20 protein-coding genes are annotated in these 26,530 nt (G+C 44.3%); 12 read left to right on the top strand and 8 right to left on the bottom strand.

Annotated features, from left to right (window positions below; all coding sequences use genetic code 11):
• The first annotated feature begins 649 nt into the window (after positions 1–649).
• Together LDX50_RS07790 and LDX50_RS07785 are read left to right on the top strand one after the other, a co-directional pair.
• The gene (locus LDX50_RS07790) at positions 650–2,218 is read left to right on the top strand and encodes a M20 family peptidase (RefSeq protein WP_225697879.1); all 1,569 of its coding nucleotides are present in this window, start codon (positions 650–652) and stop codon (positions 2,216–2,218) included.
• A 60-nt stretch (positions 2,219–2,278) separates the two neighbouring features.
• Complete coding sequence (locus tag LDX50_RS07785; protein WP_225697878.1) at positions 2,279–3,022, top strand: hypothetical protein; 744 nt, start codon at positions 2,279–2,281, stop codon at positions 3,020–3,022.
• Positions 3,023–3,107: 85 nt separating this feature from the next.
• On the opposite strand, the gene LDX50_RS07780 is transcribed toward LDX50_RS07785, so the two are convergent.
• Complete coding sequence (locus tag LDX50_RS07780) at positions 3,108–4,847, bottom strand: glycoside hydrolase family 9 protein (RefSeq protein ID WP_225697877.1); 1,740 nt, start codon at positions 4,845–4,847, stop codon at positions 3,108–3,110.
• Between the two features lie 120 nt (positions 4,848–4,967).
• Here LDX50_RS07780 and LDX50_RS07775 point away from each other — a divergent pair, with 120 nt between their 5' ends.
• Positions 4,968–7,193: a xanthine dehydrogenase family protein molybdopterin-binding subunit gene (locus LDX50_RS07775; protein WP_225697876.1), complete on the top strand. Its 2,226-nt coding sequence runs from the start codon at positions 4,968–4,970 to the stop codon at positions 7,191–7,193.
• Positions 7,194–7,228: 35 nt separating this feature from the next.
• On the opposite strand, the gene LDX50_RS07770 is transcribed toward LDX50_RS07775, so the two are convergent.
• Positions 7,229–7,624, bottom strand: coding sequence for a hypothetical protein (locus LDX50_RS07770; RefSeq protein ID WP_225697875.1), 396 nt, complete (start codon positions 7,622–7,624; stop codon positions 7,229–7,231).
• Positions 7,625–7,671: 47 nt separating this feature from the next.
• Positions 7,672–8,241, bottom strand: coding sequence for an RNA polymerase sigma factor (locus LDX50_RS07765; protein WP_225697874.1), 570 nt, complete (start codon positions 8,239–8,241; stop codon positions 7,672–7,674).
• Positions 8,242–8,369: 128 nt separating this feature from the next.
• Here LDX50_RS07765 and LDX50_RS07760 point away from each other — a divergent pair, with 128 nt between their 5' ends.
• Positions 8,370–8,954, top strand: coding sequence for a hypothetical protein (locus tag LDX50_RS07760; protein ID WP_225697873.1), 585 nt, complete (start codon positions 8,370–8,372; stop codon positions 8,952–8,954).
• Positions 8,955–9,062: 108 nt separating this feature from the next.
• Here the strand turns inward: LDX50_RS07760 and LDX50_RS07755 are convergent, their stop codons facing one another.
• Both LDX50_RS07755 and LDX50_RS07750 read right to left on the bottom strand, forming a co-directional pair.
• Positions 9,063–9,527, bottom strand: coding sequence for a hypothetical protein (locus LDX50_RS07755; protein ID WP_225697872.1), 465 nt, complete (start codon positions 9,525–9,527; stop codon positions 9,063–9,065).
• On the bottom strand, positions 9,514–10,467 hold the full coding sequence (locus tag LDX50_RS07750; protein WP_225697871.1) for a TerC/Alx family metal homeostasis membrane protein: 954 nt from the start codon (positions 10,465–10,467) through the stop codon (positions 9,514–9,516). Before LDX50_RS07750 ends, LDX50_RS07755 begins: the two co-directional genes overlap by 14 nt.
• A 138-nt stretch (positions 10,468–10,605) precedes the next feature.
• Here LDX50_RS07750 and LDX50_RS07745 point away from each other — a divergent pair, with 138 nt between their 5' ends.
• The 6 genes from LDX50_RS07745 to LDX50_RS07720 all read left to right on the top strand — a co-directional run bounded on the left by LDX50_RS07745 (position 10,606) and on the right by LDX50_RS07720 (position 20,928).
• Entirely contained in the window at positions 10,606–11,625 is a 1,020-nt protein-coding gene (locus LDX50_RS07745) for an inorganic phosphate transporter (protein WP_225697870.1), read from the top strand.
• Positions 11,626–12,028: 403 nt separating this feature from the next.
• Positions 12,029–12,484 (top strand): (2Fe-2S)-binding protein, encoded by a 456-nt coding sequence (locus LDX50_RS07740; RefSeq protein WP_225697869.1) that lies wholly within the window; start codon positions 12,029–12,031, stop codon positions 12,482–12,484.
• An 11-nt stretch (positions 12,485–12,495) separates the two neighbouring features.
• The gene (locus tag LDX50_RS07735) at positions 12,496–14,751 is read left to right on the top strand and encodes a xanthine dehydrogenase family protein molybdopterin-binding subunit (RefSeq protein ID WP_225697868.1); all 2,256 of its coding nucleotides are present in this window, start codon (positions 12,496–12,498) and stop codon (positions 14,749–14,751) included.
• Between the two features lie 191 nt (positions 14,752–14,942).
• Complete coding sequence (locus LDX50_RS07730) at positions 14,943–16,055, top strand: serine hydrolase domain-containing protein (protein ID WP_225697867.1); 1,113 nt, start codon at positions 14,943–14,945, stop codon at positions 16,053–16,055.
• A 160-nt stretch (positions 16,056–16,215) separates the two neighbouring features.
• Positions 16,216–20,397 carry a hybrid sensor histidine kinase/response regulator transcription factor gene (locus tag LDX50_RS07725; RefSeq protein WP_225697866.1) on the top strand — a complete coding sequence of 1,394 codons (4,182 nt, stop codon included), beginning with the start codon at positions 16,216–16,218 and terminating at the stop codon, positions 20,395–20,397.
• A 108-nt stretch (positions 20,398–20,505) separates the two neighbouring features.
• The gene (locus LDX50_RS07720) at positions 20,506–20,928 is read left to right on the top strand and encodes a lipocalin family protein (RefSeq protein ID WP_225697865.1); all 423 of its coding nucleotides are present in this window, start codon (positions 20,506–20,508) and stop codon (positions 20,926–20,928) included.
• A gap of 6 nt (positions 20,929–20,934) precedes the next feature.
• On the opposite strand, the gene LDX50_RS07715 is transcribed toward LDX50_RS07720, so the two are convergent.
• The gene (locus LDX50_RS07715) at positions 20,935–22,005 is read right to left on the bottom strand and encodes a DUF4185 domain-containing protein (RefSeq protein ID WP_225697864.1); all 1,071 of its coding nucleotides are present in this window, start codon (positions 22,003–22,005) and stop codon (positions 20,935–20,937) included.
• An 11-nt stretch (positions 22,006–22,016) separates the two neighbouring features.
• Positions 22,017–22,853, bottom strand: coding sequence for a hypothetical protein (locus LDX50_RS07710; RefSeq protein ID WP_225697863.1), 837 nt, complete (start codon positions 22,851–22,853; stop codon positions 22,017–22,019).
• Between the two features lie 291 nt (positions 22,854–23,144).
• Between LDX50_RS07710 and LDX50_RS07705 the strand changes: the two genes are divergently transcribed.
• Together LDX50_RS07705 and LDX50_RS07700 are read left to right on the top strand one after the other, a co-directional pair.
• Positions 23,145–24,863, top strand: a complete 1,719-nt coding sequence (locus LDX50_RS07705) for a GMC family oxidoreductase (protein ID WP_225697862.1) — start codon at positions 23,145–23,147, stop codon at positions 24,861–24,863.
• A gap of 4 nt (positions 24,864–24,867) precedes the next feature.
• Positions 24,868–25,572, top strand: coding sequence for a gluconate 2-dehydrogenase subunit 3 family protein (locus LDX50_RS07700; RefSeq protein ID WP_225697861.1), 705 nt, complete (start codon positions 24,868–24,870; stop codon positions 25,570–25,572).
• A gap of 42 nt (positions 25,573–25,614) precedes the next feature.
• Here LDX50_RS07700 and LDX50_RS07695 read toward each other — a convergent pair whose 3' ends face one another.
• Positions 25,615–26,505 carry a dienelactone hydrolase family protein gene (locus tag LDX50_RS07695; RefSeq protein ID WP_225697860.1) on the bottom strand — a complete coding sequence of 297 codons (891 nt, stop codon included), beginning with the start codon at positions 26,503–26,505 and terminating at the stop codon, positions 25,615–25,617.
• Positions 26,506–26,530: the final 25 nt, after the last annotated feature.

Here is a 26,530-nt window from a genome sequence, read left to right as displayed (position 1 = left end):
TTCACTTTAACTGGATACAGTAGATGCACACCCTTATTGTTTTACACCTGTTCCTGTATCCTGTTCCTACTTTTACCTGGATACAGTAGCATCGAATTGTTTTTGTTTTTACCTGTCTGTCCTCCGTATCCGCCTGAGGCGGAGAAGAGAGGTATGCTTCTCTTGAAGCACCTTCCTGGTTTAATTGAAGTTTATCCTTAATACCCGATGATTATTGGATTACCGCCGATGGTTCACCAAGTGCGAGCGTAACTGCCGGCCAGTATTTTTATACCATTAACCTGAAAGAGGGATGGCAAATCACTGCATCCCCTACGTATGCCTACAATCACAATGGGTCTGATGGAAATAAGTTTACGTTCCCTATCGGAACCGGAGTTCAGAAAGTCCTCAGGGCTGGTAAAATACCCCTGCGTCTGGGCGTTCAATATTGGTATTATCTTGCAGCCCCGGATGCTTTCGGACCTGCGCATCAACTACGGTTCACCGTAGCGCCTGTGATTCCGTTGCTATGGTGACAGTGCATCAAATAGACTAAAGTATAGATTATTAAAGCCCTTTTGCGTTTAGGCATTTCAGCAACTTTTACAATGAAATATTTTTTATTATTGAGTTTACTTATCTAATATCTCGTCTTAAAGGAAATCCCATGAAATCACAATTCAATTACTCTCTCTGTTTCGTGTTTGGTTTGATATTTTTATTTAGTGGTTGTAATAAAAATTCAGAAGAACGCTCAGAAGACAAAAAATCAGACCAGGCTATCAACCTGGATGAATTTACGTCGATGCAAATGACCGGGATTGAACAAGTTTCAATTGAGGTGGATCTGGAGGGTGCGGTGCAACGCTTATCAAAGGCAGTAACTTTCCCGACAATCTCGAATCAGGACAGAAATGAGTTTGACAGCAAAGCATTTACCGATTACCATAAGTTTTTAGAACAAGCTTACCCACTGGTACACAAGACGCTGAAAAAAGAGGTCCTCGGTGACCCCCGGCCTTATAGCCTGCTATTTACCTGGGAAGGAAAAGACCCAGGTTTACAGCCTGCACTTTTTTATGCACATCAGGATGTCGTGCCTGTGCCGGAAGATTCCAGAGATCAATGGGAAGTCGATCCTTTTGCCGGAACTGTAAAAGATGGGTATATCTGGGGTCGTGGTGTGTTGGATGATAAAAATCAAATCCATGCCATTTTAGAAGCTGCCGAAATGAAAATTAAAGAAGGCTGGCAGCCATCGCGAACCATCTATTTTGTATTTGGCCAGGACGAAGAAGTAGGAGGGCCGGAAGGTGCTAAACATATTGCGGATGTACTCGAGCAACGAGGTATTAAACGCTTTGCGTATGTGATGGACGAATCCGCGCCATTAGCACCTGGTATTTTTCCAGGAATTGAAGGGAATACAGCGCTTATAGGTATTGCTCAAAAGGGCTTCATTAGTCTTGAATTGAAAATGGAAGGGGTTGGCGGACATTCGTCTCAGCCACCGGCAGAAACGAATATTGGAATTTTGGCCAAGGCCATTACCAAACTGGAAGCGGCGCAGTTTCCTTATAAAATTCACCCGGCTGTCCGTTCACAATACCGTTATATGGGTCCGGAATTACCAGAAGAGCAACAGCCATTGTACGCTGCCGTTGCCTTTGGTGAAGATGATGAGATTACTCCGATGGAACAGAAATTTATCGATGTGATGTCGCAAAATCAGGTAACAAGGGCCATGTTGCATACAACCATTGCCGTTTCTATGTTTAATGCAGGAGTTAAGGACAATGTATTGCCTCCTGCAGCTACGGCGGTAGTGAATTTCCGTCCTATGCCGGGCGATACTCCTGAAGTGATTATCCAACACGTAAAAGATGCCATCCAGGACGATCGGATTACGGTAAAGGATATTTCTGCTTCTACGCCTGCGACCAACATTGCTGAGGTTGGGAATCCCTCTTATAATATGCTGGAAAAAACCATTCGCCAAATCTGGGGAAATGACCTCATGGTCTCTCCATTCTTTGTGATTGGTGGATCAGACTCCAAGCATTTTCAGGCACGCCCGTTTGCTCCGGATGTATATACCATTACTGCTTTGCAACTGGAAAACACCAAAGAATTTGAAGGTTTTCATGGGGTAAATGAGCGCATACTGGTTGATGAGTATGGTAAGTCTATTGGTTTCTTTTACCAAATATTTGATAATCTGGAGGAATTGAAATGAGAGAAAATGTATCTACTTTCAAGAAAAAAATTGAAATGACTTTAGCTTACATTTGCACCAATGTTAAAATCCTTTTTGTGGCTTATTGCCTTAACCCTCATGCCGATAACCGGGGTATGGGCACAACAATTCGCAGGAGATAATCAATGGGTAGCTCCCCACGGTGTTGTGACGTTAGTTGGAACCGTAGGTCAGGATTACTCTCAATTTTATCTGGTCGGTGCTATTATTCCGAACTGGGAGTTGAATATACAGTTAACTCATTATTACGATGATCCAAGGACGAATTCCGATTCGTATACATCACCTTCGATTTATCTGAAACATAGAATTACACAAAATGAAGCCGAAACAGCCGGATACGCATTTCTGGCCGGAGTTGGTCTCTTTCCTCAGCACTTGGACCAGGGAGAGGTCACGAGCAGCTTTCGATCCTGGTGGGCTATGGGGGTGGCGACATATGCATTTGCCAATAATACTATATTGTGGGATATTCTCCCGGGCGCCACGGTGAATTTGAATCATAAACAATCAGGGAATACAAAGTGGGGCTTTACCTATAGCTCCAGGCTGGCCATTTATAAAATCATTCCACAGTCGGCCATTGTGAGTGAAATATTCGGAACGGCAGGGGGAGCTTATTCTCCACTGAGTTACCGGGCGGGCATCCGATGGGAACATACGAATTTGATTGTTGCTGGCACCTATAGCAGGGCCTTCAATAAATCATATGGGGCAGGCTTCGAGATTGGTATACTGTTTTTAACCGAACCGCTCTTCGGACCTAATCGAAAAAATAAATGATATTATGAAGGGCATACATTCCCTTTTCAAGAGGAATGAACTTCTTTGACTGATTCCAGGTAAAAGTCTGATAACTTAGCTGCAATTATTCACTCAATGAATTCTGAATCGACGCCGATACGTATACCAACGGAGCATTCCAGTTGATAGCTACCTCATTGGTTGAATAACTGCATTCAATGTCTGCAAAGGCCATTGCAGGATGGTGATCGGGATATTGATCCTTGCCGCAATCCTGCTCCATATTATTTGGGTTCGGACCGCCGGCGAGCATTCCTGGAATGGGTTCGGCGATGTCATCCGAGGCAGACGGGCGGTGATGAACATTCATGGGGTAAACGTTTCCGAATCCGGTGACGAAGCAATATCCTGTAGCGTTTCTTCCAAGAACATAATCGAGTCCGGAAGATGCCGCTGTTAAATATTCTTCATTTCCTGTGAGGTCATAAGCGGCAATTAAAACCATGCCCTGGTTCAGGATATCCGAATTGCTGCCCCACCGGTAGGAGTTTAACGTGATGTGAACAGGAGAGGCATTGTATGCATCCATCTGTTGATCTGCAAGTTTTTGTAATTGGGCAGATGCCAATGCTTTCAGTTCATCACTGGCCTTATCGCTTGTCACCAAAGTGATCAGGCCAAGCGTTTCGACATTCGGCCAGGCAGGGACTCCGAAGTCCCCGTATTCCTCTATTTGGATGCTATCGGCATAGGTTTGATCTCCCGTTGCCAGGTACAGCTCGGTTGCTGCCCAAAAGAATTCATCCTTCACTTGTACGTTCCCGTATTCCCCAGTGTTCACGGCAGGGCCATCCGGACCGCTTTCCTTCGGGTTTTTGAAAATCTCGTTCGGATGCTGTATTGCCCATTCCCAGGCCTTTTCAGCTTGAAGCAATGCCGAATTGCTGAATTCGGGGTCATAATCGGCGTATACCACTGAAGCCTTTGCCATAACGGCTGCAAAATCCAGAGTGGCGGCCGTGCTTTTTGCCGTGACATATCGTTTCGACTGTGCTTCTTCGGGTTTCACAAATCCCTCAAAGTTAGCGGTCGTATTTTTATGGTAAACCCCGCCATCATCAGGGTCCTGCATCGAGCGCATCCATTCCAGGTTCCACCGAACCTCATCGAGAATGTCCGGTACATCATTGCCGCTTTCCGGAATATTCCATGTTAATCCGCTTAACAAAGCTTTATTCCTGAGGAATGCCTGCATCAGTGTCCAGGTCGTAATCCCGGAATTGACAATGTATTTATTGTAATCCCCTGCATCATACCAGCCGTATGGTGTGGATATGACCGATCCGGCAGGCTTCTCGTTACTTGCCGCTGTAGCATGAATATAGGAGAGGGTATCGGGGTGTGCTGCAGGCCGTTGGTATGGTCCGGCAAACTGTTCATCCAGGGAAGTGGAAGCACGGTTAAAATAGTAATATTTGGCTGAGGCCTTAACAAGTTCGGTATAGGCATCCGGTGAAATAACAACATCAACAGGAGCGGCGCTGCCCGATTTAAGAATATAATTCCCGGCTTCCCGGACAGAGGAGAAATCTGCCAGTCTTACACGCTGACCGGAATCTTCCCATTCCTTTTCGTCCGACAGCTTGCCTGAAAGAACCTCTTGTCCGGAGGCTGTTTCAATGGTGAAATCATCGCCGTCAGCATCAATCACCATCGCGGGTTTTGTCGATTCTGGCAGGAATCCAACCTGGTTGATGTGTATGACAGCGGAGGCGGCGGCTTCTGATGGAGGTTGATTTGAACAACTGGTGATGCCCGATAAAAAAGTAAATCCAGCGAATAACAGAATGATCAATTTCTTCATTTGGTTGATTTTGTTTGCTCTACAAGATAGTAGATTGATGGTGATTTTAGAATTGTTCATTTCTTTATAAAATATTATGTATTTTACTCAAAAGGTTCATGCGCTAAATAAACCTATCCAATGACCTTAGTTAAGACAAAAATCGGCAGACGTTCCTTCCTCAAGGGGAGTGCACTGGCAGGAGGGGGCTTGATGATCAGCTTTAGCTGGCTGGCATCCTGTGCCAGGGTGACCGACGAAGCCGCCAAACCTGAAGAATGGTTCGATATCAATGCCTTCCTGAAAATTGGAAGTAACGGGACGGTGACGATTATTTCTCCCAACCCCGAGGGCGGACAAAATGTAAAAACCTCCATGCCCATGATCGTGGCTGAGGAACTGGACGTTGCCTGGGAAGATGTGATCGTCGAACAGGCTCCGCTGAATACCGAATTATATTCAAGGCAGTTTATTGGCGGCAGTCAGGCAATTCGCCGGGGATGGCCAGGCCTGCGAATGGCGGGTGCATCCGCACGGTTCATGCTCAGAAAGGCGGCATCCGAACAATGGAAGGTGCCTGTTGAGGAGGTTACAACCAACGCCGGAATGCTCCATCATGGGAACAGCGGAAAATCGGGAAGCTACGGAGAAATGGCAGCTCTTGCGGCAGAAATCACTGTTCCGGAAGAAGTGGAGCTCAAATCCATGGAGGACTTTAGGATTATCGGTCGCTCACAGAAAAATGTTGACGGCAAAAAAATCGTAACAGGGCAGCCGCTCTTCGGAATGGATTATTACAGGGAAGGCATGCTTTACGCGATGATTGTGCATCCTCCGGCGTTCGGACTGAAAATTGCATCAATCGATGACAGCGCTGTGAAGTCCATGCCGGGCATTCGTGATGTATTTACCATCAAGGTACTTGAAGATGATTTCAGAAGGGAATATTTTGATACGCTTTCTTTTCCGGAAGTTGCAGTAATAGTTGGCAATTCAACATGGGAAGTGATGAATGCAAAGAAGGAACTGAAGATCGAGTGTGAGCCCATTGAATCCCGTGAGGAAAAACGGAGTCGTTTCGGAAGTGAATATGCCCAGTTTGTTCCGTCCGGACTGGAAAGTTCGGAAGAACATTTGCGGCAGATGAAGGAACTTTCAGACAAACCCGCAAACCTCAGAAGAAAAGATGGTGATCCTGAAGCGGCGTTTCGGGGCGCAGCCAACGTCATAGAACGTTCCTATACCGCACCATTCCTCGCGCACAATTGCATGGAGCCTATGAACTTCTTTGCGGATGTAACACCCGAAAGGGCAGAGCTGGCAGGTCCCCTGCAAAAGCCTGAGCTTACCGAACTCACACTTTCGGAAAGGATCGGACTGCCGGTAGAAAAGATCAATATTGAAATGACACGGCTTGGGGGCGGATATGGAAGACGATCCTATGCACACTGGCTTATCGAGGCCGCGATTATTTCTCAAAAAATGAATGCCCCTGTAAAGCTTATCTACACACGTGAAGACGATATGACCTCAGGGATTTACCGACCTGCCTACTATGGAAAATTCAGGGCGGCATTCGATGAAAACAGGAATATGGTTGCCTATCATGTGAACATCGGGGGTATACCCCAAAGTCCGCTTTCACCGGATCGTTTCCCCGCGGGTGCCGTTGAGCACTATTTCGCAGAAGACTGGACCATCGGCAGCAATATAACTGTAGGCTCTTTCCGGGCACCACATTCCAATTTTATGGCCGCGTCTGAACAGTCATTTCTGGATGAAGTTGCCGAAGCGGCAGGGAAGGACCCTATAGATTTCCGACTGGAATTACTCGACTATGCCATCAGGAATCCCGTGGAAGACCAAACCAATGATTATGATCCGGAGCGTTATGCCGGGGTGTTGAAATTAGTAAGGGAAAAATCTGACTGGGATAATTCAAACGTTCCTAAAGGGGTTTCTGCTTACTTTTGCCATAATTCCTATGCGGCCCTTGTTTTTGAGATGACTGAAAAGAATGGAAAACCTGCGGTCGACCGGGTGGTTTGTGCAGTGGATTGCGGTATAGTCGTCAACCCGGATGCCGCTTCAAACCTGGTGGAAGGCGCCATCGTGGATGCGATTGGTAATGCGCTCTACGGATCCCTGGAATTCAAAGAAGGCGTCCCCTCGAAGAAGAATTTTGATACGTACCGGATGATACGTATGTCGGAAGCACCCAGGAAGATCGAGGTTTATTTCGTGGAAAATAATATTGATCCGACAGGGTTGGGTGAACCGGCGTTTCCGCCAGCCTTTGCAGCCCTTGCCAATGCGCTTTACCAGTCAATGGGAAAGAGATTTTATAAGCAGCCCTATGTGATTTGAAAATTCGTTTGACCCTGTTTTTTGGGAGACTGTGATTATAATATCCTTTCCTCAATCATAACTCCCAGATCGTCAATCAAAATCATAAATCTCTCTCCGGCTGAATTACGGTAAATTACCTCATAGAGAATTTCATTGCCCCGGTTCAGGATCACCCGGTTCATGATCTCACCTTTGCTCAGTATCATTTCCCGGATCTTCAGGGGAAGAAATCCCTCACGTAAATTTCGCCGGTATTCAATCAATTCGCCGGCAGGTGAAAACCTGGCAATGTACTCAAGATGTTCGCGGTAAAATACAACCTCGATGTACGCCTTGCTTATAAACCACTCGACATGTTTTGCCCCGGGGAACTTCAACTCAAAAGCATTCAAACAGTTTGAAGGCGGCGTATGCTTTGCCTGGAATATCGATTTCAGCGTATCTGACATAATAGCTTTTTGTTATTGGACGGAATAGCTTGAATTTGTAACACGGGTTATTTTAAATATTTTTTTGAGTATAGATAGAGCAAACGGGTCCGGGCTCTTTTCAATCTCATTTTACAGGCACTTTCGGTGATTCGCAATGCTTCCGACATCAGTTTTAACGGGATATCATCCAGGTATTTCATTTTGATCAGTGCGAGTTCCTCGGGGTGCAGTTCTTCCATAACGGTTTTGAGCCTTTCGTAGTCTATTTCATTCTCAACATCTTCGAGGTTATCCGGTATTTCCGACATTTCATGTTCCTTATTCCATTTCGGGTAATGACTACTTCGTTTATTCCTCAGATAATCGATACAGTGATTATAGGTAATGGAATAAATCCAGGTAGAAAACATAGCGGTGGCTTTGAATGAAACCAGATTCTCGAAAATCTTCACCATAATATCTTCGGCAAGGTCATTGGCAGTTTCACGATCCTTTACCAATGAATAGCATTTCCCTCTTACCTTATCGAAATACCGACTGTAAATTATGTCGTAATATCGATTGTTTTCACGACCTGCCCTGATCAGGTCAATGATATCTTTATCTGATAGTTTATCTTTTCCGGGGTCTTTCATATGGAACAAGGAATACTACTAAAAAATTAGGAATAAATTTCGTGTTACCTTCAACATTCTTGCCGTCACAATGCTATAAAGCAGGTCTGCTTTATGGACATAAGGTGATGAAATCTAATAGATTAATTATGACTGCTGTCATACCAGGTATGATGGTGTTTGCGGGATGTCAGGAAGTTCCGCAGGAACAAATAGAGAATACAATAGCTATTGTGGATAGTTTGGAACTGAAAGGAGCAAATGTCTTTGCACCGGAAAGTTTTCAGAAACTCCGCGATTCGCTGAACAATACCATTGCACAGGTAGAGATGGAAAAGGCAAAGTTTCTGGAAGACTATACTTCAGAGATAAAGCAGCTGGAGGGAGTTGCTTCATTCGCTGAAGAGGTGAACCTGGAGACAGCTGAAAAGAAAGAAGAGGTAAGGAATGAGGTATTAACGACTGTTGAAGAAGTCCGTTCTCTGCTTGAAGAAAATAATCAGATGATCCTCCAGGTTTCCCAGTCTTCAAATGTAATGAACCTGAATAACGATCTTGAAAGTCTGAACCAGGAGCAAATGGAACTTGATTCAACATTGAGTGAGACTGCCGAGTTGCTGAGCCAGGGTGAATTGCAGCTTTCTAAGGAAAGGGCAGTGTTGGCCAGGGACAAAGCAGTAACGCTTAATAATGTTATCAAGGAGAAATATGGTGCAAAAGTAATGATTCAATAAGATCGGTTTGCACTGAGTGTATTGTGAAAAGGCCGTCTGCGCAAGACGGCCTTTTTTTATTCTACTCTCCTGATGCCTGCTATGTAAAGGCCCTTCCCGAAGTTCCGATCAGGCGGCTCTCCTTGGGTTGATGTCGATTTTACTTCCTAAAAAGGCTGCCCATTTGTTTGCCAGGTTTTCATGAAACCGCTCATCATGCTGAGAGTCAATGGCAGCGTTGTAGATTTCAATATCCGTCGATTGATTACGTCCGCTAAACCGCAGGACAATACGCTGAGGGTCGGGAAGGATCATCCGCACAGATTGTACATTCATCAGGTAAATGGTCTCCTGTTTTATCTCGGTTTTATCAATTGACAAATATACGATGGATCGGTGTGCGGCGTCGTAGCCAATAATCCTGTCTCCCCATGCCTCCTTAACAGAAAAGTTGAGTCCGAGGCTTTTACCAGCCCGCTCAAGTTCACGTGTGACATTGAGCTGTCGTTTCCTGCCGAGGTAATAGAGGTAACAGAATGGTCCGAAGATCAAAACAGTAAATGTGATACTAAGGATAATTTCAGGTGTTTTCATTTGATTTAAGATAATTAACTGTGTTTGGCGCAGGTTTGATTAGAAATGATAATAAAAGGCTACCTGCGAATATGGTGAGGATCACTGCCAGCGATACCATAATATCAATCTGTACATAGTGCTCCAGTAAGATTTTTAACCCAATGAAGATCAGGATGAGTCCCAACCCGTATTTAAGAAGGTGAAACATCGACATCACCCCGGCCAGGGCGAAATACAGTGCCCTTAGTCCGAGTATAGCGAAAATGTTGGAGGTGTAAACAATGAATGGGTCTCTGCTGATACCCAGAACCGCAGGCACGGAGTCCAGCGCAAAAACGATATCGGTACTCTCAATAACAACCAGTACAATGAAAAGGGGCGTTATGAACAATTTACCTTGTCTGAGGATCAGGTACCTCGTTCCGCTGTAATTTTTCATTACCGGAAATATTCTGCGGGTAAGCTTCACAGCGAAATTGTTCTTTGGATCGGCCTTGAACTCTTTATTGCGCAGAAACTGAATTCCTGCGTAGATAATGATCAGACCCATTAAATAAAGGATGTATTCAAACCGTTCAATCAGTTCAATCCCAAGAAAAATAAATACGGCCCTCATCACAATGGACCCGATGATGCCCCAGAACAATACTCCGTGCTGTAATTTATCAGGAACGCGGTAATAGGAGAAAATGATCATGAACACGAACAGATTGTCTATGCTCAAGGACTTTTCGATGAGGTAGGCAGTCGTGAATTCAATCGCTTTTACTGTACCCATCTGGTAATAGATGAGAAGGTTGAAAGCCAGTGAAACGATTATCCAGCCTGCCGTTTCAAGGAGTGCGTATTTGAGGGTTACAGTCCTGTTTTTCCGGTACACAACAAACAGGTCGATGATTAACAGAAAAGTGATCAGTCCGAAGAAAAACAGCCACCAATATATACCCGTATCTTTCATATGCTGAAGTATTAGACGGAGGATACATAAAAAGTCACTTAAAGAATTAATGTGACCAGTTAGGGTGCTTTGCGTCAAACTGATATCGCGGCCAGTTTATTTATAGCTGTGATGCAGACTTCATCTATAATCGAATAAATGTCGGAACTCTACAATTTTCTAACGATACCTTTTTTGCTTGCAATGTTTCTTGCGCTGAATATGGGGGCGAGCGGAACTTCTCCGTCGTTTTCAGCGGCCTATGGTGCAAATGTCATTAAAAGATCTATGATTCCAGGCCTATTTGGCATCATGGTGCTGGCAGGTGCGCTTCTGGCTGGGAAAGAAGTAACGCTAACACTAGGGTCAGGATTGATTGATCAGACATTTTTTACGCCTGTTAATACATCGATTGTGCTTTTGGCTATTGGATTATCACTGCTGATCTCCAATCTTTTGGGAGTTCCTCAATCGACCAGTCAGTCGACCGTTCTATCGATTGCTGGTGCGGCTACTGCTGTGGGCGGACTTAACACACACAAACTTTTTTACGAGATCATTCCGGCCTGGTTTATCCTTCCGGTTATTTCATTTCTCCTCATGCTCACACTCACGAAATGGATATTCCCATTGATTAAAAGCAAGGTTTACTCCTACGACTATTCACACATGAAAAGTCATGCAGGCTTTAAATTGATACTGATCCTTGCTTCCTGTTATGTGGCATTTTCCATCGGGGCGAACAACGTAGCCAATGCCGCAGCGCCCATTTCATCGCTAACGATCAACGCACTGGGGAGTGAATCCATACAGAACTTTCTTCCGATCACCATCCTGTCGGTCCTGATCATCGCTCCCTGTTTTGGAATAGGCAGTTCCCTGCTGGGTCACAAGGTAACTGAAAGTCAGGGTAGAAACATGGTGCACGTAACACCGTTTAATGCCACTGTTATTGCCATTATCGTGGCCAGTTTGTTGCTGATCGCTTCCGTATCGAAGGGAATTCCCACTTCACTTGTGCAACTTAACGGAGCGGCATTCATCGCTTTGAGTATTTCCTCAAATGGGTGGAGTCCGACTTTCAGTAACAAAACTGTAAAACGGTTTTTCCTGGTATGGGCCATTGCCCCGGTTTTTGCTTTTATTCTGACCTACATTTTAATCAAAATGGTTTCCTGAAGGGATTTATATAAATTTCACTGCATACACCATTGGCAGGTTTCCGGCGAGCTGATCCCATGAATCGCCAAGATCATTGGAGTAATAAACGTTGCCGGTGGTAGTCCCAAAAGCAAGTTCATCATGGTAATTGGCCAGCGCATGCCGGTAGACAATGTCATAGGCATGGCTCTGTGTAAAGTGTTAATTTCCTTTATTGAGATCCATTCCATCCTTTAATATTTTACTTGAATTTGCGTTTGGTGAAATACTGTTGATGAAGCGCTGTCTGTATAATGGCGGAGTTCGTGGGCAGACTGTTTGATTTTCGTAATCATATGGTTGAAATCTGTAAGATCATACTGTGAGTATTTCGTATATTTACTTGATATAAAATGCATCAATCAATCGTAACAGATACATCATGGCAAAATTTAATCTGAAAGTAAACGGACAGGAAAAACAGGTGGATGTGGATCCTTCAACACCTATGTTGTGGGTATTGCGTGATCACCTGCAGCTAACAGGAACCAAATTCGGATGCGGGATCGCACAGTGCGGTGCGTGCACGGTTCACCTTGACGGCGTTGCTGTTCGTTCCTGCCAGCTTCCTGTTTCTGCGGTGGCAGATAAGCCCATAACTACCATTGAAGGACTTTCGGAAAATGGAGATCATCCGGTACAGAAGGCATGGCTCGAAATCGATGTCCCCCAGTGTGGCTATTGTCAGGCCGGTCAGATCATGAATGCAGTGTCACTGCTAAAACAAAATCCGTCACCCACGGATGATCAGATTGAAGCAGCTATGGCAGGAAATATCTGCCGCTGCGGAACATATGTCCGTATCAAACAAGCTATAAAGAACGCATCAAACGCTTAAAAAAACTCAACATGACGAATTTAAAAACACCCATAGACAGAAGGTCCTTTATGAAAGTTTCCGCCCTGGCAGGTGGTGGTATGATGCTGAGCTTCAGCTGGCTTGCCGGTTGCTCACCTAAGGAGCAGGAGGCGCTCGGACTCCCGGATGAGTGGTATGAATTGAACAGCTACATTAAGATCGGAAATAATGGTCGAATCAACCTGATGTCGCCCAATCCTGAGTTCGGATCCAATGTAAAAACCTCCATGCCGATGATACTTGCCGAGGAGCTGGATGTCGACTGGGAAAACGTGATGGTAGAGCAGGCCGATTTCTTTCCGGAGCGCTTCGATCGTCAGTTTACCGGCGGCAGTATGGGAATTTTACTTGGATGGAAACCGCTTCGCACTGCGGGAGCAACTGCACGCCAGATGCTGGTGAATGCCGCGGCACAAACCTGGAATGTTCCAGCCAATGAGATAACTACTTCAGAAGGGGTGCTTACCCATACAGCCAGTGGTAAAAAGGCAGGCTACGGTGAAGTAGCCTCACTCGCTGCTACACTTGAAGTGCCGGAAGAAGTAGAACTCAAGGAAATAAGTGATTTTAAGATTGTCGGAACTTCACGTAAAAACGTGGAGGCAAAAAATATTGTCACCGGAAAACCCATGTTTTCCATTGACCACTTTGAGGACGGGATGCTTGTGGCTATGGTCGCCCATCCGCCAGCTTTCGGTTTGAAGGTTAAATCTGTGGATGCAGAATCAGTCAAAAACATGCCGGGTATCCGTGATGTGTTTGTATTTGAAACACTTAAGGACGACTACGAACGAAACGGCTTCGATACCACATCGTTTACCGAGTTGGTCGCAATCGTTGGTGAAACAACCTGGCAGGTGATGAATGCCAGGAAACAGCTGAAGGTTGAATGGGAGGGAACGACCGACAAGAAAGTGGTTGTTGCCGGATGGGGAGGTAAGCAGGAAGTTACGATTCCCGGTGGAACCGAAAGCACAGCCGGGCATAAGTCAAGGATGGAGGAGATGGCTCAAAAGCCTGCACAGGTATTACGAAAAGACGGAGATCCGGAAACTGCCTTTAAAAACGCTGCCAAGGTGATTGAGAGAACCTATTATGCACCATACCTCGCCCATAACTGCATGGAGCCGGTGAATTGCTTTGCCAGTGTTAAGGGAGACAAGGCAGAATTGTACGGACCAATTCAGGCACCTGAACTCATTATGCAAACATTGTCGGCCTGTTTGGGTATGCCCAAGGAAAATATTCATCTCAGGCTGTCCCGTATGGGCGGTGGTTTCGGCCAACGGGCCTACGGTCACCACATGGTGGAGGCCGCAATGATCTCACAAAAGATTCAGGCTCCTGTAAAGATGGTCTATTCCCGCGAAGATGATATGTCCTACGGTATTTACAGGCCTACGTATACGGCTACGTACCGGGCCGGGCTTGATGAGAATAATAATCTAATTGCATTCCATGTAAAAGGGGGAGGAATTCCGGAACACCCGGTAGCAGCCAACCGCTTTCCGGCTGGAGCTGTAGATAATTACCTCGCTGAAGGTTGGTTTATTAATTCCAACATCACGATTGGTGCCTTCCGTGCTCCAAGATCGAACTTTATCGGTGGGGCAGAACAGTCATTCCTTGACGAGGTGGCCGAACTTGCTGGTAAGGATCCAATCGAATTCCGACTCGAATTATTTGACCGTGCAAAGAACAATCCTGTAGGAGAAAATAATGATTATGATCCGGATCGGTATGCAGGCGTATTGAAGCTGGTGAGGGATAAGGCAAAATGGAATGAGTCGGATAATTCAAACCGGGGCGTTGCAGCATATTTCTGTCATAATACCTACGTAGCCGAAATCCTTGAGCTGGAGATGAAAAATAATACGCCAGTCATTCCCAAGGTCATCGCTGCCGTGGATTGCGGAATTGTGATCAATCCGGATGCCGCCGCCAATATGGGGGAAGGCGCAATCGTGGATGGTATAGGAAACGCGCTGTTCGGGGAAATGACGTTTGAAGACGGTGTGCCCCAGAAACAAAACTTCAACACATACCGGATGATTCGGCAGACGGAAGCGCCAAAATCCATTGAAGTGCACTTTGTGGAGAATGACAAAGACCCAACGGGCCTTGGCGAACCTTTATTCCCGCCTGTGTTTGCAGCATTGGCAAATGCCATGTACAAGGTGACTGGTAAGCGATTCTACAATCAGCCTTTTGGCAAAGAATTGCAGAGTGCCGGAACAAGGATGTAGCATTAACCTTTTAAATCTGCATTTTACCTGATGTCAGGTCGGAATTGATAATTCCTTGAAATTTGCACATATTCAGCCGTTAGTAGCTGCTGGATATGTGCATTTCTTTTTAATTAATGGATTAATTCAATGCTGACCATACTGGGTGTTCTTACAATCGGTTGAGACATAACCATTGCAAATTGACTTATATGAAATATTGTTTCCTTTTTTTGGTTTTTCCGCTGTTTTGCCATGCACAGGACAAAGCAATCCAGGCGGAAGTTGACAGTATTATTGCCCAGGGTAAATATCCGGGTATAGTGTTCAGTGTTGCTTATCCCAATGGTGAAGCAACGTCTTTTACAGCAGGTTGGGCTGATGTAGAATCGGGAACCCCAATGACACCCGGGAATCGTCTTTTAAGTGGCAGTACGGGGAAGACTTTTGTCGCAGCGGTTCTGATGCAGTTAATCGAAGAGAACAAATTGCAGTTGGAAGATAGGGCCTCCAAATGGCTCGGTGATGAAGAGTGGTACAGTCGTTTGCCGAATAGTGAAGAACTAACCATCATGAATCTACTGAGGCATCAGTCCGGTATGGAGCGCTATGAATTCAAACCGGAATTTTCCGAAGAAGTACTGAAGAACCCGGATCGGGTATGGAAACCGGCTGAATTGATTGCTTATGTCCTGGACGATGCGCCATTATTCAGTGCAGGAGAGGGTTTCGCCTATTCAGATACGAATTACATTCTCCTTGGAATGATCATAGAGGAAATTGAGGGGGAAGAATATTATACTGTTTTGAAGGATCGTTTGCTGAAACCACTGGATCTTACCGGAATTTTACCCACTAATACGCGTAAGATTGAAAAGTTGGCGCAGGGATATATGGATAAGGAATCTCCGCTGGGATTTAATGATCATTTGCTTGAAGATGGGATTTCAAGGTACAACCTCCAGTTTGAGTGGACAGGAGGCGGACTGGCATTTGAGACGCGCGACTATGCGCGGTGGCTGAAATTGCTCTTCGAGGGAAATGCGTTTGACATGGAAAAGATGGGGGAGACTTATTTCCAGGATATTCCCTCTCCGGAGATCGGCGGAAGTTACGGGATGGGCTATCAAAAACTGGTAATTCCTGAAGTAGGTGAAGCATATGGTCATAGCGGATTTTTCCCTGGTTATTATACCATTGGTGTCTATCTTCCGGAATATTCCATTGCGGTAGCCATGCAGGTAAATACGACTGAAATGGCCAAATTGAGAAGTTTCTTTCGTGATTTCGTGAAGCTGACCAGGATCGTCATATCAAATCAATAACAGCATTTTATCAATTTCTTTAAGGGGTGTAACTCCTTTAATTCCTTTTATTCTCATTTCCATTGAGACGAGGAATTTAAAAAGGATTCTATCCTGAAAAAATCATTCCATTAATTCTGAAAGAATAACTATCTTTTCCTGACTTAATGGAATGCATTTAATGAACAAGTTAATTGCCTGTATTATTTTGTTCTTTATTCCTTTCGCACAAAATGCCCAAGAGTTTCCTCCCCATGCCCGGAATTACACATATAAATTTGATCATTTCGATCTTGAATCAGGGCTTTCACAAGCGACAGTGCAATGTATTTTTCAGGATAGCAGGGGCTTTCTCTGGATTGGCACCGAAGATGGGTTAAACCGTTTTGACGGCTATGAATTCAAGGTATTTCGGAACAATCCCTTTGACTCCACTTCTCTTAGTTACAATGATATTTCGTCGATCGAGGAAGATCAGGAAGGCAATTTGTGGATTGGCACATACGGTGGCGGATTGAACCAGTTTGATCCATTTCAAGAGAAGTTTACTGTTTACCGGCAAAATGGTGATGATCAAAACTCAATCAGTAGCAATGTAATTCTTAAGATTTTTAAAGATGAGAATGAAAGGTTATGGATCACCACAGCAAATACAAATGAAGGTCAGGGAATGCTGCATCAGTTTTTGAAGGATGAAAATAGGTTTCAGCAATATTCGATCACTTTTGACGGCATTACAACCAATAACTCCAGGGCACTAGCTCAGGATATGTACGGAAATTTATGGGTGGGAACTGCTGAAGGGATTTTCGTTTTTAACCCGGACCAGGAAAAGTTTATTACTAATATCAGGCATGACCCATTAGAGAAGAACACCATTGGAAATAATAGTGTTATGTCAATCCTGGTCACAGAGAATGGTAAAATTTGGATTGCACGGTCAGGATTTCCCGGCGGTGGTATTTCCCGGATCGATGTGTTGAATAATGAATATGAATTACGCGTAAGGAATTATTACCAGGACCTGAACAAGGTAATCACTGATCAGAGCAGTCTTATCGATAATAACACCAGGGATTTGGTTAAGTCGGCTGATGGTAAAATTTGGATTGCGACCGGATGGGGTATAAGTGTGTATGATCCCGTGAAGGACAATTTCGAAAATATTAAGTACAATTCACTGAATACTTCAAGTATCATGGAAAATGATATTCGAAGTATTTTAAAAGACCGATCAGGAACCATTTGGATAGGATATGCTTCCAAGGGCCTGAGCAAACTTTCCAGCAATAAAGGTTTTTTACATATTGGTAAATCTGATATTGATGGACAGAGTCTCATCACAAACAACGTATTTGCTATTCAACAGGATGATGCTGGTAATATATGGGTAGGTAGTCTGGAAGGCGGACTTAATAAAGTTGTTTTTGATCGTAATAATTTTGCCGGACCGTACTCAATTACTCAATACCGCCAGGGAACCAGCAGGAAGACCATGGCCCATCCTGATATTTTTTCAATATCTGACGGCTCGGATGGCTCATTATGGATAGGAACCCTGGGAGGAGGGTTATACCATTTTGATCCAACCACGGAAGAATTTGACATTTATGGATTTGATCCATCAAATCCTTACAGTCTTCAGAATAATGGAGTAAGAACAACGTTCGTAGCTGCGGACCAGTCACTTTGGACAGGGACAAATGATGGACTTTTTAAGTCAGATGTTGACCAGGGAGGTAATCGAAAGTTTTTAAAACTGATCCCTGCAGCCGACAATCCATCGTCTTACAAACATGCCTCCATCGCGTCGATCACAGAGGATAAAATGGGCCATCTGTGGGTTTCATCTCAGTCAGGAGCTGTTTATTACATGAATGCTGAAAATAAGTTTAGCATGGTTCTGCAGCCGGATCGTCCAATGAAGTTATTTTCATCAAAATTCGATAGCAAGGGACTACTGTGGTTATGCACCAATGTTGGACTGTTTTCTTATCAGATTGAACCGGATGCATCATTGGGAGTTCGTCTTACCCTTTTGAAATTTTATGATTCGAATAATAGCGCGTTGCCAAATTCATCGATTTATAAAATCCTCGAGGACATTCATGGCGATCTCTGGTTATCGCATGTTAAAGGTATATCCCGGTTGAGCCGGGAGGATAATTCGTTTATCAATTATTCTGTGGAAGACGGTCTTCAGAGTAATGAATTCAATTCTAATGCCGGATGTAATCTTGAGAATGGTTATTTGTGTTTTGGCGGGATCAATGGGATTAATATTTTTCATCCAGATAGTCTGAAACATAATCTGACCGTTCCTCCGGTGGTTATCACTCAATTCAATATCCTCAATGAACCACGTGAATTAATGAAGAATGGCTATACTCTTTCATATTTGGAAAATACATTATCCTTTGAGTTTGCTTCACTCGATTTCACGGCGCCACAAAAAAACAGGTATAGCTATCAGATGGTTGGATTTGATAAGGATTGGATTGATTCCGGATCAAGAAGAAATATTTCATATACAAATCTTGATCCCGGCACGTATACTTTTCGGGTCAGAGGCACCAATAATGATGGGGTATGGAATGAACAAGGTGCCTCGATGGAGATAATCATTTTACCACCACCATGGAGAACCTGGTGGGCCTATTCTCTTTATGGATTAGGCATAATTCTGTTATTATTGGCCGTGAGAAGGCAAATTATAAGTCGCGAAAGGTTAAAAGCCAGGATTAAACTAGAGCAGCTGGAAATTTCAAAATACCAGGAACTTGACCTGATGAAGTCCCGTTTTTTTGCCAATATTTCCCACGAATTCCGTACCCCATTAACATTGCTACTTGGTCCAATTGATAAAAGAATCCAGGCGGCTAAGGATCCGGCCGAAAAGTCGGAGCTTCAGCAAATGTACAGAAACGCATCCCGACTCCTGAATTTGGTAAACCAGCTTCTTGATCTTTCCAAAAAGGAAGCTTCGGCTATGAAACTATCATGCGTTTACGGGGAACTGCAAACGGCTGTTTCATTAATCTCAAGTCAGTTTTTTTCAATTGCAGCCTCAAAAGAAATTACTTTCAAAATATCGGAAGATGTCCGGGTCATAATGTATTATGATCAGGATAAGTTGGAGAAGATAGTGGGTAATTTGCTTTCGAACTCATTCAAATATACGCCGGAGGGTGGCCAGATTGCTATTGAAATATTGAAGGCAGCACCTGACGCTCAGTTTCCGGATGGTTGTGCGATTTTAAACGTAAGTGATTCCGGGATTGGAATATCAGAGGAGGAGTTGGGTAAAATATTCGACTTATTTTATCAGGTAGATCTTTCCAGTACAAGGGAATTTGAAGGAAGTGGTGTTGGTCTTTCACTTACAAAGGAACTTGTTGAGCTGCATCATGGTACGATTGAAGTACAAAGTGTACCTGGAAAGGGATCAACCTTTACAGTTCGTCTTCCGCTTGGCAGATCTCATTTAAATGATGATGAAATCAGCGTTCAGATTAGTGAGGACGTGGTTGGATCTCCTGAGAATGCAGGAGATCAAATAAATGATTCCGGGCATCTCCCTGTCGGTAGCCTGCAGCAGGATACCATTCTGATAATTGAAGATAATTTGGATCTCCGGCATTATATCAGATCTGAGCTATCAGATACATATGCCATGCTTGAAGCCAAGGATGGGCAGGAGGGAATTGCTGCAGCCATCAGGGAATTACCTACCCTCATCATTACAGATCTTATGATGCCTTTGAAGGATGGTCTTACAGTTTGCCAGGAGTTAAAAGCAGATGAACGCACCTGCCATATACCAATTATATTACTTACTGCAAAAGTTGATATTGAAACAAAATTAAAGGGATACCAGTTTGGGGCTGATGAATATATTCCTAAGCCATTCAAGGTTAATGAACTCCTGATCCGGATTGAAAATTTGCTATTTAACAGAAAGCTGGTTCGTGAGAAATATACCAGGGAAATTACGATCAATCCAACCTCGGTTATTGTGGAGTCAATGGATGAACGTTTCATTCAGAAAACAATGGAAATCATTGAGGAAAGACTAGCTGAAACTGACTTTGGAGTGGAAGATCTTGCTCGTGACCTGGGAGTAAGTTACACTCAACTATATCGTAAAATGGATGCAACTACAGGATTCAGTCCGAATGAATTAATACGGCATATGCGACTTCTGCGTGCGGCCGATTTGATGCGGCAGCAGGCAGGGAATGTGGGTGACATTGCATTCCTGGTTGGATTTAATAATCTGTCCTACTTTTCGAAAGTCTTTAAGGAGAAATTCGGATTAACGCCCATTGAATATCTTAAAAACCCTCCGCCCGCTGGACATTAACAGTCCCGTAATTCCATGTCTCTTCACAGTATTATAAATGTGTTAGAAATCGCAAGATTAGTGCTAACGATGCCCGCATCATTATGATGATCTTGCATAAAAAACACCATGAAAAATCTTATAATCTCTATTTTGCTTCTATTATCGGTTCTTTTTACATTTTCCTCCTGTAATAAGGATGATGATGAAACCACACCGGATGCCCCCCTTGTAAATACATGGAAAGTAACTTCTGAAGTGTACTCCAGCTGTGATGATCCATCGAACAATAGCAACAGTACGTATAGCTGTTCTGATACAGAATGTTTCACCTTTACTTTTAGAAAAGATAATACCGTTCGACTTGTCTTGATTTTTGCCGGAGCGACTTTTCTTGATATTGAAGGAACCTACACCGTTTCAGGAGATAAAGTGAACATTTGTCAGTTTGACTTATGCCAGGAAATGCGTTATCAAATCACGGGTAATACACTGACCTTAACGGGTAATGACGAAGATGGATGCGATTTTAAGTACACCCTGGTGAAGTAATTAAGGTTATCTTGAAGAAGGGTAATTAATGTGGATCGCTCTTGGATGATATATTGAAAGGTCATTAATCAGGCTATCGATGCTGGATGAATTGCAGTCATAAGTTATTACAATCATATCTTCATGATTGAACTGATTCTGTTCATGTGCTCCATAACAGAAATTAGTTGATTTGAATCGATGTGTTCCCGGAGTATTTTCCTCGGTTTCAAGTAATACATAAGGATCAGACCACGGGCCTGTGAGGTCCGTGGCAGTCCTGTACATGATACGGTTGCTCAGGAAGTTTGGACCGTAAATAAGGATCCATTCTTTTTTCTCTGAGTGATATGTGAGACTTCCTCCGACTTTGTCAGTAAATAAGACAGCCGCATCTGTTTTATTGAAACCTCTTTTCCAGGAAAGATCTTCTGACCAGTATTCCAGTCGTTCTTCGTAGTCATTGATGAACAACCTGCTGAGAAGAATCCGGTCATTATCAGAATAAAAGACATAATAATAACCTTCGTGCATTATACCTTGTACCCATTCTTTGGGCACGAAATCTTCTTCCCATGGCGAGTATTCAATGAGCCAATCAGAGATAGGATCGCCATAGTTTTCTATTTTCGCGATCGTCGTTCCGTAGTGTTTGAAATCGAATAGATCATCTGAGGTAGCTTCTGGTTTAGGGCCAATATCAGATAAAATTACCCATAACGTATTATCGGAAATGAATACATCTGCTGGCCAGTATTTATGGGATGGATCGTTATGTAAAAAAATCGCTTGCGGCTCATCGGGCTTCTTTCTATTCCAATCATACCGGATATTCCATTTATCTTCATTGCAACTTGAAACGGCCATGGTGTTGGCAATCATTACCGCATTTTTGCGTGAATTTTCACCGATGGGGGCTATGAATGTATCAGAAAATAACCATAACGTTCGTTCATCGGGGAGAAGCACAGATATGGCATAATCCCCACCCATCCATCCATCCTTGTATGGGAAATTTGGAATGCATTGCGCAGATAAATGAGATTTGAATAAGACAGATAAACAAATAATTGATGTAGCGAATGTCAAATTTTTCATCAGAACAGGGGTTATTTATTGCGGGATGCATATTTAGTAACGTATGAATCACTTTCCTTAATAAATATTATGGTTGCTGTATCTCTTCCTTTCGAATCTGTATTCCGATGTATGGCATATGACCCAAGGGAATTTCTGCTGAGGAGGTAATCGTTAACTACCGTGATATGGTCTTTTTCAACGCTGAAAGCAAGGGCACCATTTAGTCTGTTATATTCTGTTTTCAGAATTGCCGCATTCTTTTCTGAGTCTAATCCATGGTCAGAAATGTAGTTGAATACAAACATGTCAATCTCAGCCTCCGGTCCGCCGAATGATTTGATAAGATCATTTACATATTGGAGATATTTCCCGGGATTTCTATGTATCTGATCTGGTTTTTTCATATGAAAAAGATGCCCAATGATGTGAGGAAACATTTTATGCTTTTTATCATTTGTATGTGCATATGTATCTCCCAGGCGATGGGCAGCTGTCCCTTTTTGCCTGGCGGATTTAGCTTCCGCTAACATGATCCTGGAAATTACCAGTTCCTCTTCGGGCAAGCCGCCGGTAAGTGCATGAACTTTTTTCTGGGACTTTGGAAGCAGGTAGGTCATCCGGCTTTTAACGATATACCCGTCTTGGTTCATTACATTGTCCGGATATTCTGCGGCATAGGCAATCGCTTCAGCCTCAGGAATGCCCAGCTGTTTACAAACAAGTAAAACTGTCCAGTAATGACCATCGGTTTCGTAAAACATCATTTGCTGATGTGCCAGGGTATTTACTGACGATGTGATTTGGAAAAGAGTAATTAGCGCGAACAAGCTGCAGGAATTCCTCGCAGAGTTTTTCAATGATTTCATAGTCCTCAAATTTTCGATTCTATAGCAGCGGTACTAAATACCACATATCAAAATTCGATGGATTTGACTGATTCTATTAACAGCTATCAACCAATGATTGACGCTTTTATGATACCTGTTTTTGGGAATTTTAACAGATTAACATAATTCTTTCAAATACTCACATATATCTTCCAATACTACCTAATTATTCCATCTTGGATCTGAACCTATTCAAAGATTAATTACAAATCTGTCACTGCCATTCCTTCAGAATTTTACTATCTTATAGTCTGACTCATCCATGTATCTATGCAAATCAAAGAATCACCCGACGTTTATGATGTCATCATTGTAGGATCCGGTGCCGGTGGAGGAATGGCAACGAAAGTACTTTCTGAATCAGGTCTCAAAGTGGCTGTGGTAGAAGCCGGTCCGTATTACGACCCGGCAGCCCCGGAACAGCGAACCCAACTTAAATGGCCCTGGGAATCTCCGAGAAGGGGAGCTTCGAGTGTTCGGCCTTTCGGCGACTTTGACAGCGCCTATGGAGGCTGGGAAATTGAAGGCCAGCCGTATACCAATGCGCCCGGGACACGGTTCGACTGGTTCAGGTCCCAGATGCTGGGCGGACGAACGAATCACTGGGGAAGAATATCATTGCGGTTTGGCCCCAATGATTTCAAACATAAAAGCATCGACGGATTGGGTGAGGACTGGCCGATCGGATATGAGGATGTTAAGCCATATTACGACCGGGTAGACAAACTGATAGGCGTATTCGGTTCCAAAGAGAATATACCCAATGAACCGGATGGGTTTTTTCTACCGCCCCCAAAGCCTCGGCTGCATGAATTGTATTTCATTAAAGGCGCCAAAAAAGCAGGAGTTACGGTCATTCCAAACCGGCTGTCAATTTTAACCAAGCGGATCAATGAAGAACGTGGAGTGTGCTTTTATTGCAGTCAGTGCAACCGGGCCTGTTCCGTATATGCCGATTTTTCCTCTGGAACCTGTCTGATTTTCCCGGCACAAAAAGCAGGGGGTCAGATCGACCTCTATGTGAACAGCATGGTGCGGGAAGTACTTACCGATAATGAGGGAAAAGCAACCGGAGTGTCATACGTGAATAAAGAAGATAGACAGGAGTATGCGTTGAGGGGGAAAGTGGTTGTTCTTGCCGCATCAGCCTGTAGCTCTGCACGTATTCTGCTTAATTCAAAAAGCGCCCAGCATCCTGCAGGTTTAGGAAACAGCAGTGGTGTTGTGGGTAAGTATTTACATGACTCAACAGGTGCCAGCAGGGCAGCGTTTATACCCGACCTGATGAACCGTAAAACTTATAACGAAGATGGTGTAGGCGGTGCCCATATATACTTCCCGTGGTGGCTTGATAATAAAGAGCTCGATTTTCCTCGCGGGTACCACATGGAGGTCTGGGGTGGCATGGGAATGCCGTCCTATGGATTCGGATTTAATCCCAATGACCTTAACCAATATATCGGTGAGAAAGTCGGAGGGTATGGAAATCAGCTTCGGGATGACGTGAAGAAATTCTACGGCTCTGTAGTTGGGCTTTCGGGCCGGGGAGAATGTATCGCGCGGGAGGATAATTACTGTGAGATCGACCCCAATGTGGTCGATGAGTTCGGTATACCGGTTTTGCGTTTTAATTATACCTGGTCTGATCATGAACGCAACCAGGCCCGGCACATGCATGATACATTTGAAGAGGTATTTGACGGAATGGGAGGAGTTGTGCTGGGTTCGAAACCCGGGAAGGATCAGGACTACGGACTGGCTGCGCCGGGCAGGATCATTCATGAAGTTGGAACCACACGGATGGGAGACGACCGCAGGAAATCGGTAGTGAACCGGTATCAGCAGCTTCATGACGCGAAGAATGTATTTATCGTGGATGGCGGTCCGTTCGTGTCACAGGCTGATAAAAACCCTACCTGGACCATTCTGGCGTTATCATGGCGCACTTCAGATTACATTGTTGAACAGATTAAGCAACGGAATATTTAATATCATGGACAGAAGAGAAACCATAAAGTCATTACTTGCCGGTGGAATAGGAGGCGGACTGATCCTCACTTCATGTGAACCGGCAACCAATGTGAGCACGCCACCGTTGCTTCCTGAAGCGCCTGCATATGGGCGAACAGATAAGGAAAAAGCACACGATGCCAAATTAATGGATCAGACTTTTTTCAATGACAGTGAAATTGATACAATCGCAGTACTTTGTGATTTGATTCTTCCGGCATCCGATACGGCCGGCTCCGCCACTGAGGCGGGAGTGCCTGAATTCATTGAATTTATTGTGAAGGATATTACTTACCATCAAACACCCATGCGGGGTGGATTGATGTGGCTTGATAATTATTCAAACCGATTATTCAAAACTAATTTCAGTTCGTCTACAGCAGCCCAACAAAAGCAAATACTGGATCAAATTGCTTACCCCGATGATGCCGCTCCAGAGCTGGCACAGGGAGTAGCTTTCTTTTCCAGGATTCGGAATCTTGTGCTGACGGGATACTATACCACTCGAATGGGCCTGGATGACCTCGGCTATAAGGGCAATACCCCGAATGTCTGGGATGGTGTTCCACAGGAGGTATTGGATCAGCATGGGGTGGCCTATGATCCCGCCTGGCTGGCCAAGTGCGTGGATCAGGACAAACGCGCAGACATTGCCCAGTGGGATGATGAAGGTAATTTGATTAGTTAGAAAGTTCTAATCAAATTTCTGAGAAGTATTGGTTAATAGGATTCACTTAGTCAGTTTCTCTTTAAAGAATGCCACCGTACGTTCCCACGCAAGCCTGGCCGAATCAGCATCAAATCTTCCTGTGGTGTCGTTGTGAAAACCATGGTTCACATCGGGATAAATGTAGGTCGTGAACTCTTTCTTATTTTCTTCAAGGGCTTTTTTGTAATCAGGCCATCCGGCATTCACACGTTCATCCAATCCGGCATAATGGATGAGGAGCGGAGCCTGGATGTTCGGTATCTCATCGGCAGAGGGCTGTCCGCCATAAAAAGGAACGGCTGCACCCAGGTCAGGGATTCGAACCGCCATCATGTTGGAAATCCATCCGCCAAAACAGAAACCAACCACACCGATTTTACCTGTACATCCGGGGTGGTTTTTGAGATATTCAAAAGCTGCGATAAAATCCTCCAGCATCTCATCGCGGTCACGTTCACGCTGCATGGTACGGCCATCATCATCATTGCCCGGATAACCTCCGAGAGGGGACAGGGCATCGGGTGAAACGGAGATAAATCCGGCAAGCGCAGCTCTTCTTCCTACGTCGGCGATGTGCGGGTTTAATCCGCGGTTTTCGTGAACCACCACGATGCCGGGCAATTTCCCGGAGCTGCTGACAGGCCTTGATAATTGTGCTTTTATCTTTCCGCCACCCTTGGGAGAATCGTATTCAATAGTCTCAGTTTTCAGCCGTGGATCGTTGGCAGGCACCTGTATCCTGTCCTGGTAATTCGGCATAACAAAACTCAGCAATGATGGCAGTGTAATTCCGCCAACTGCATAGGCCGACAGCCTTTCCATAAATTGCCGGCGCTCAATACGATTATGTGCATAATCATCATACAAGTCAAAAACTTCCTGTTTTACATCTTCCTTTCGTAATTCTCCCATGGTACTTATTTCGTTTTAATTTTTT

This window comes from Fulvivirga sedimenti (assembly GCF_020328055.1).
Note: the sequence above shows the minus strand (reverse complement) of the source record. Positions and strands in the feature narration are given on the sequence as shown.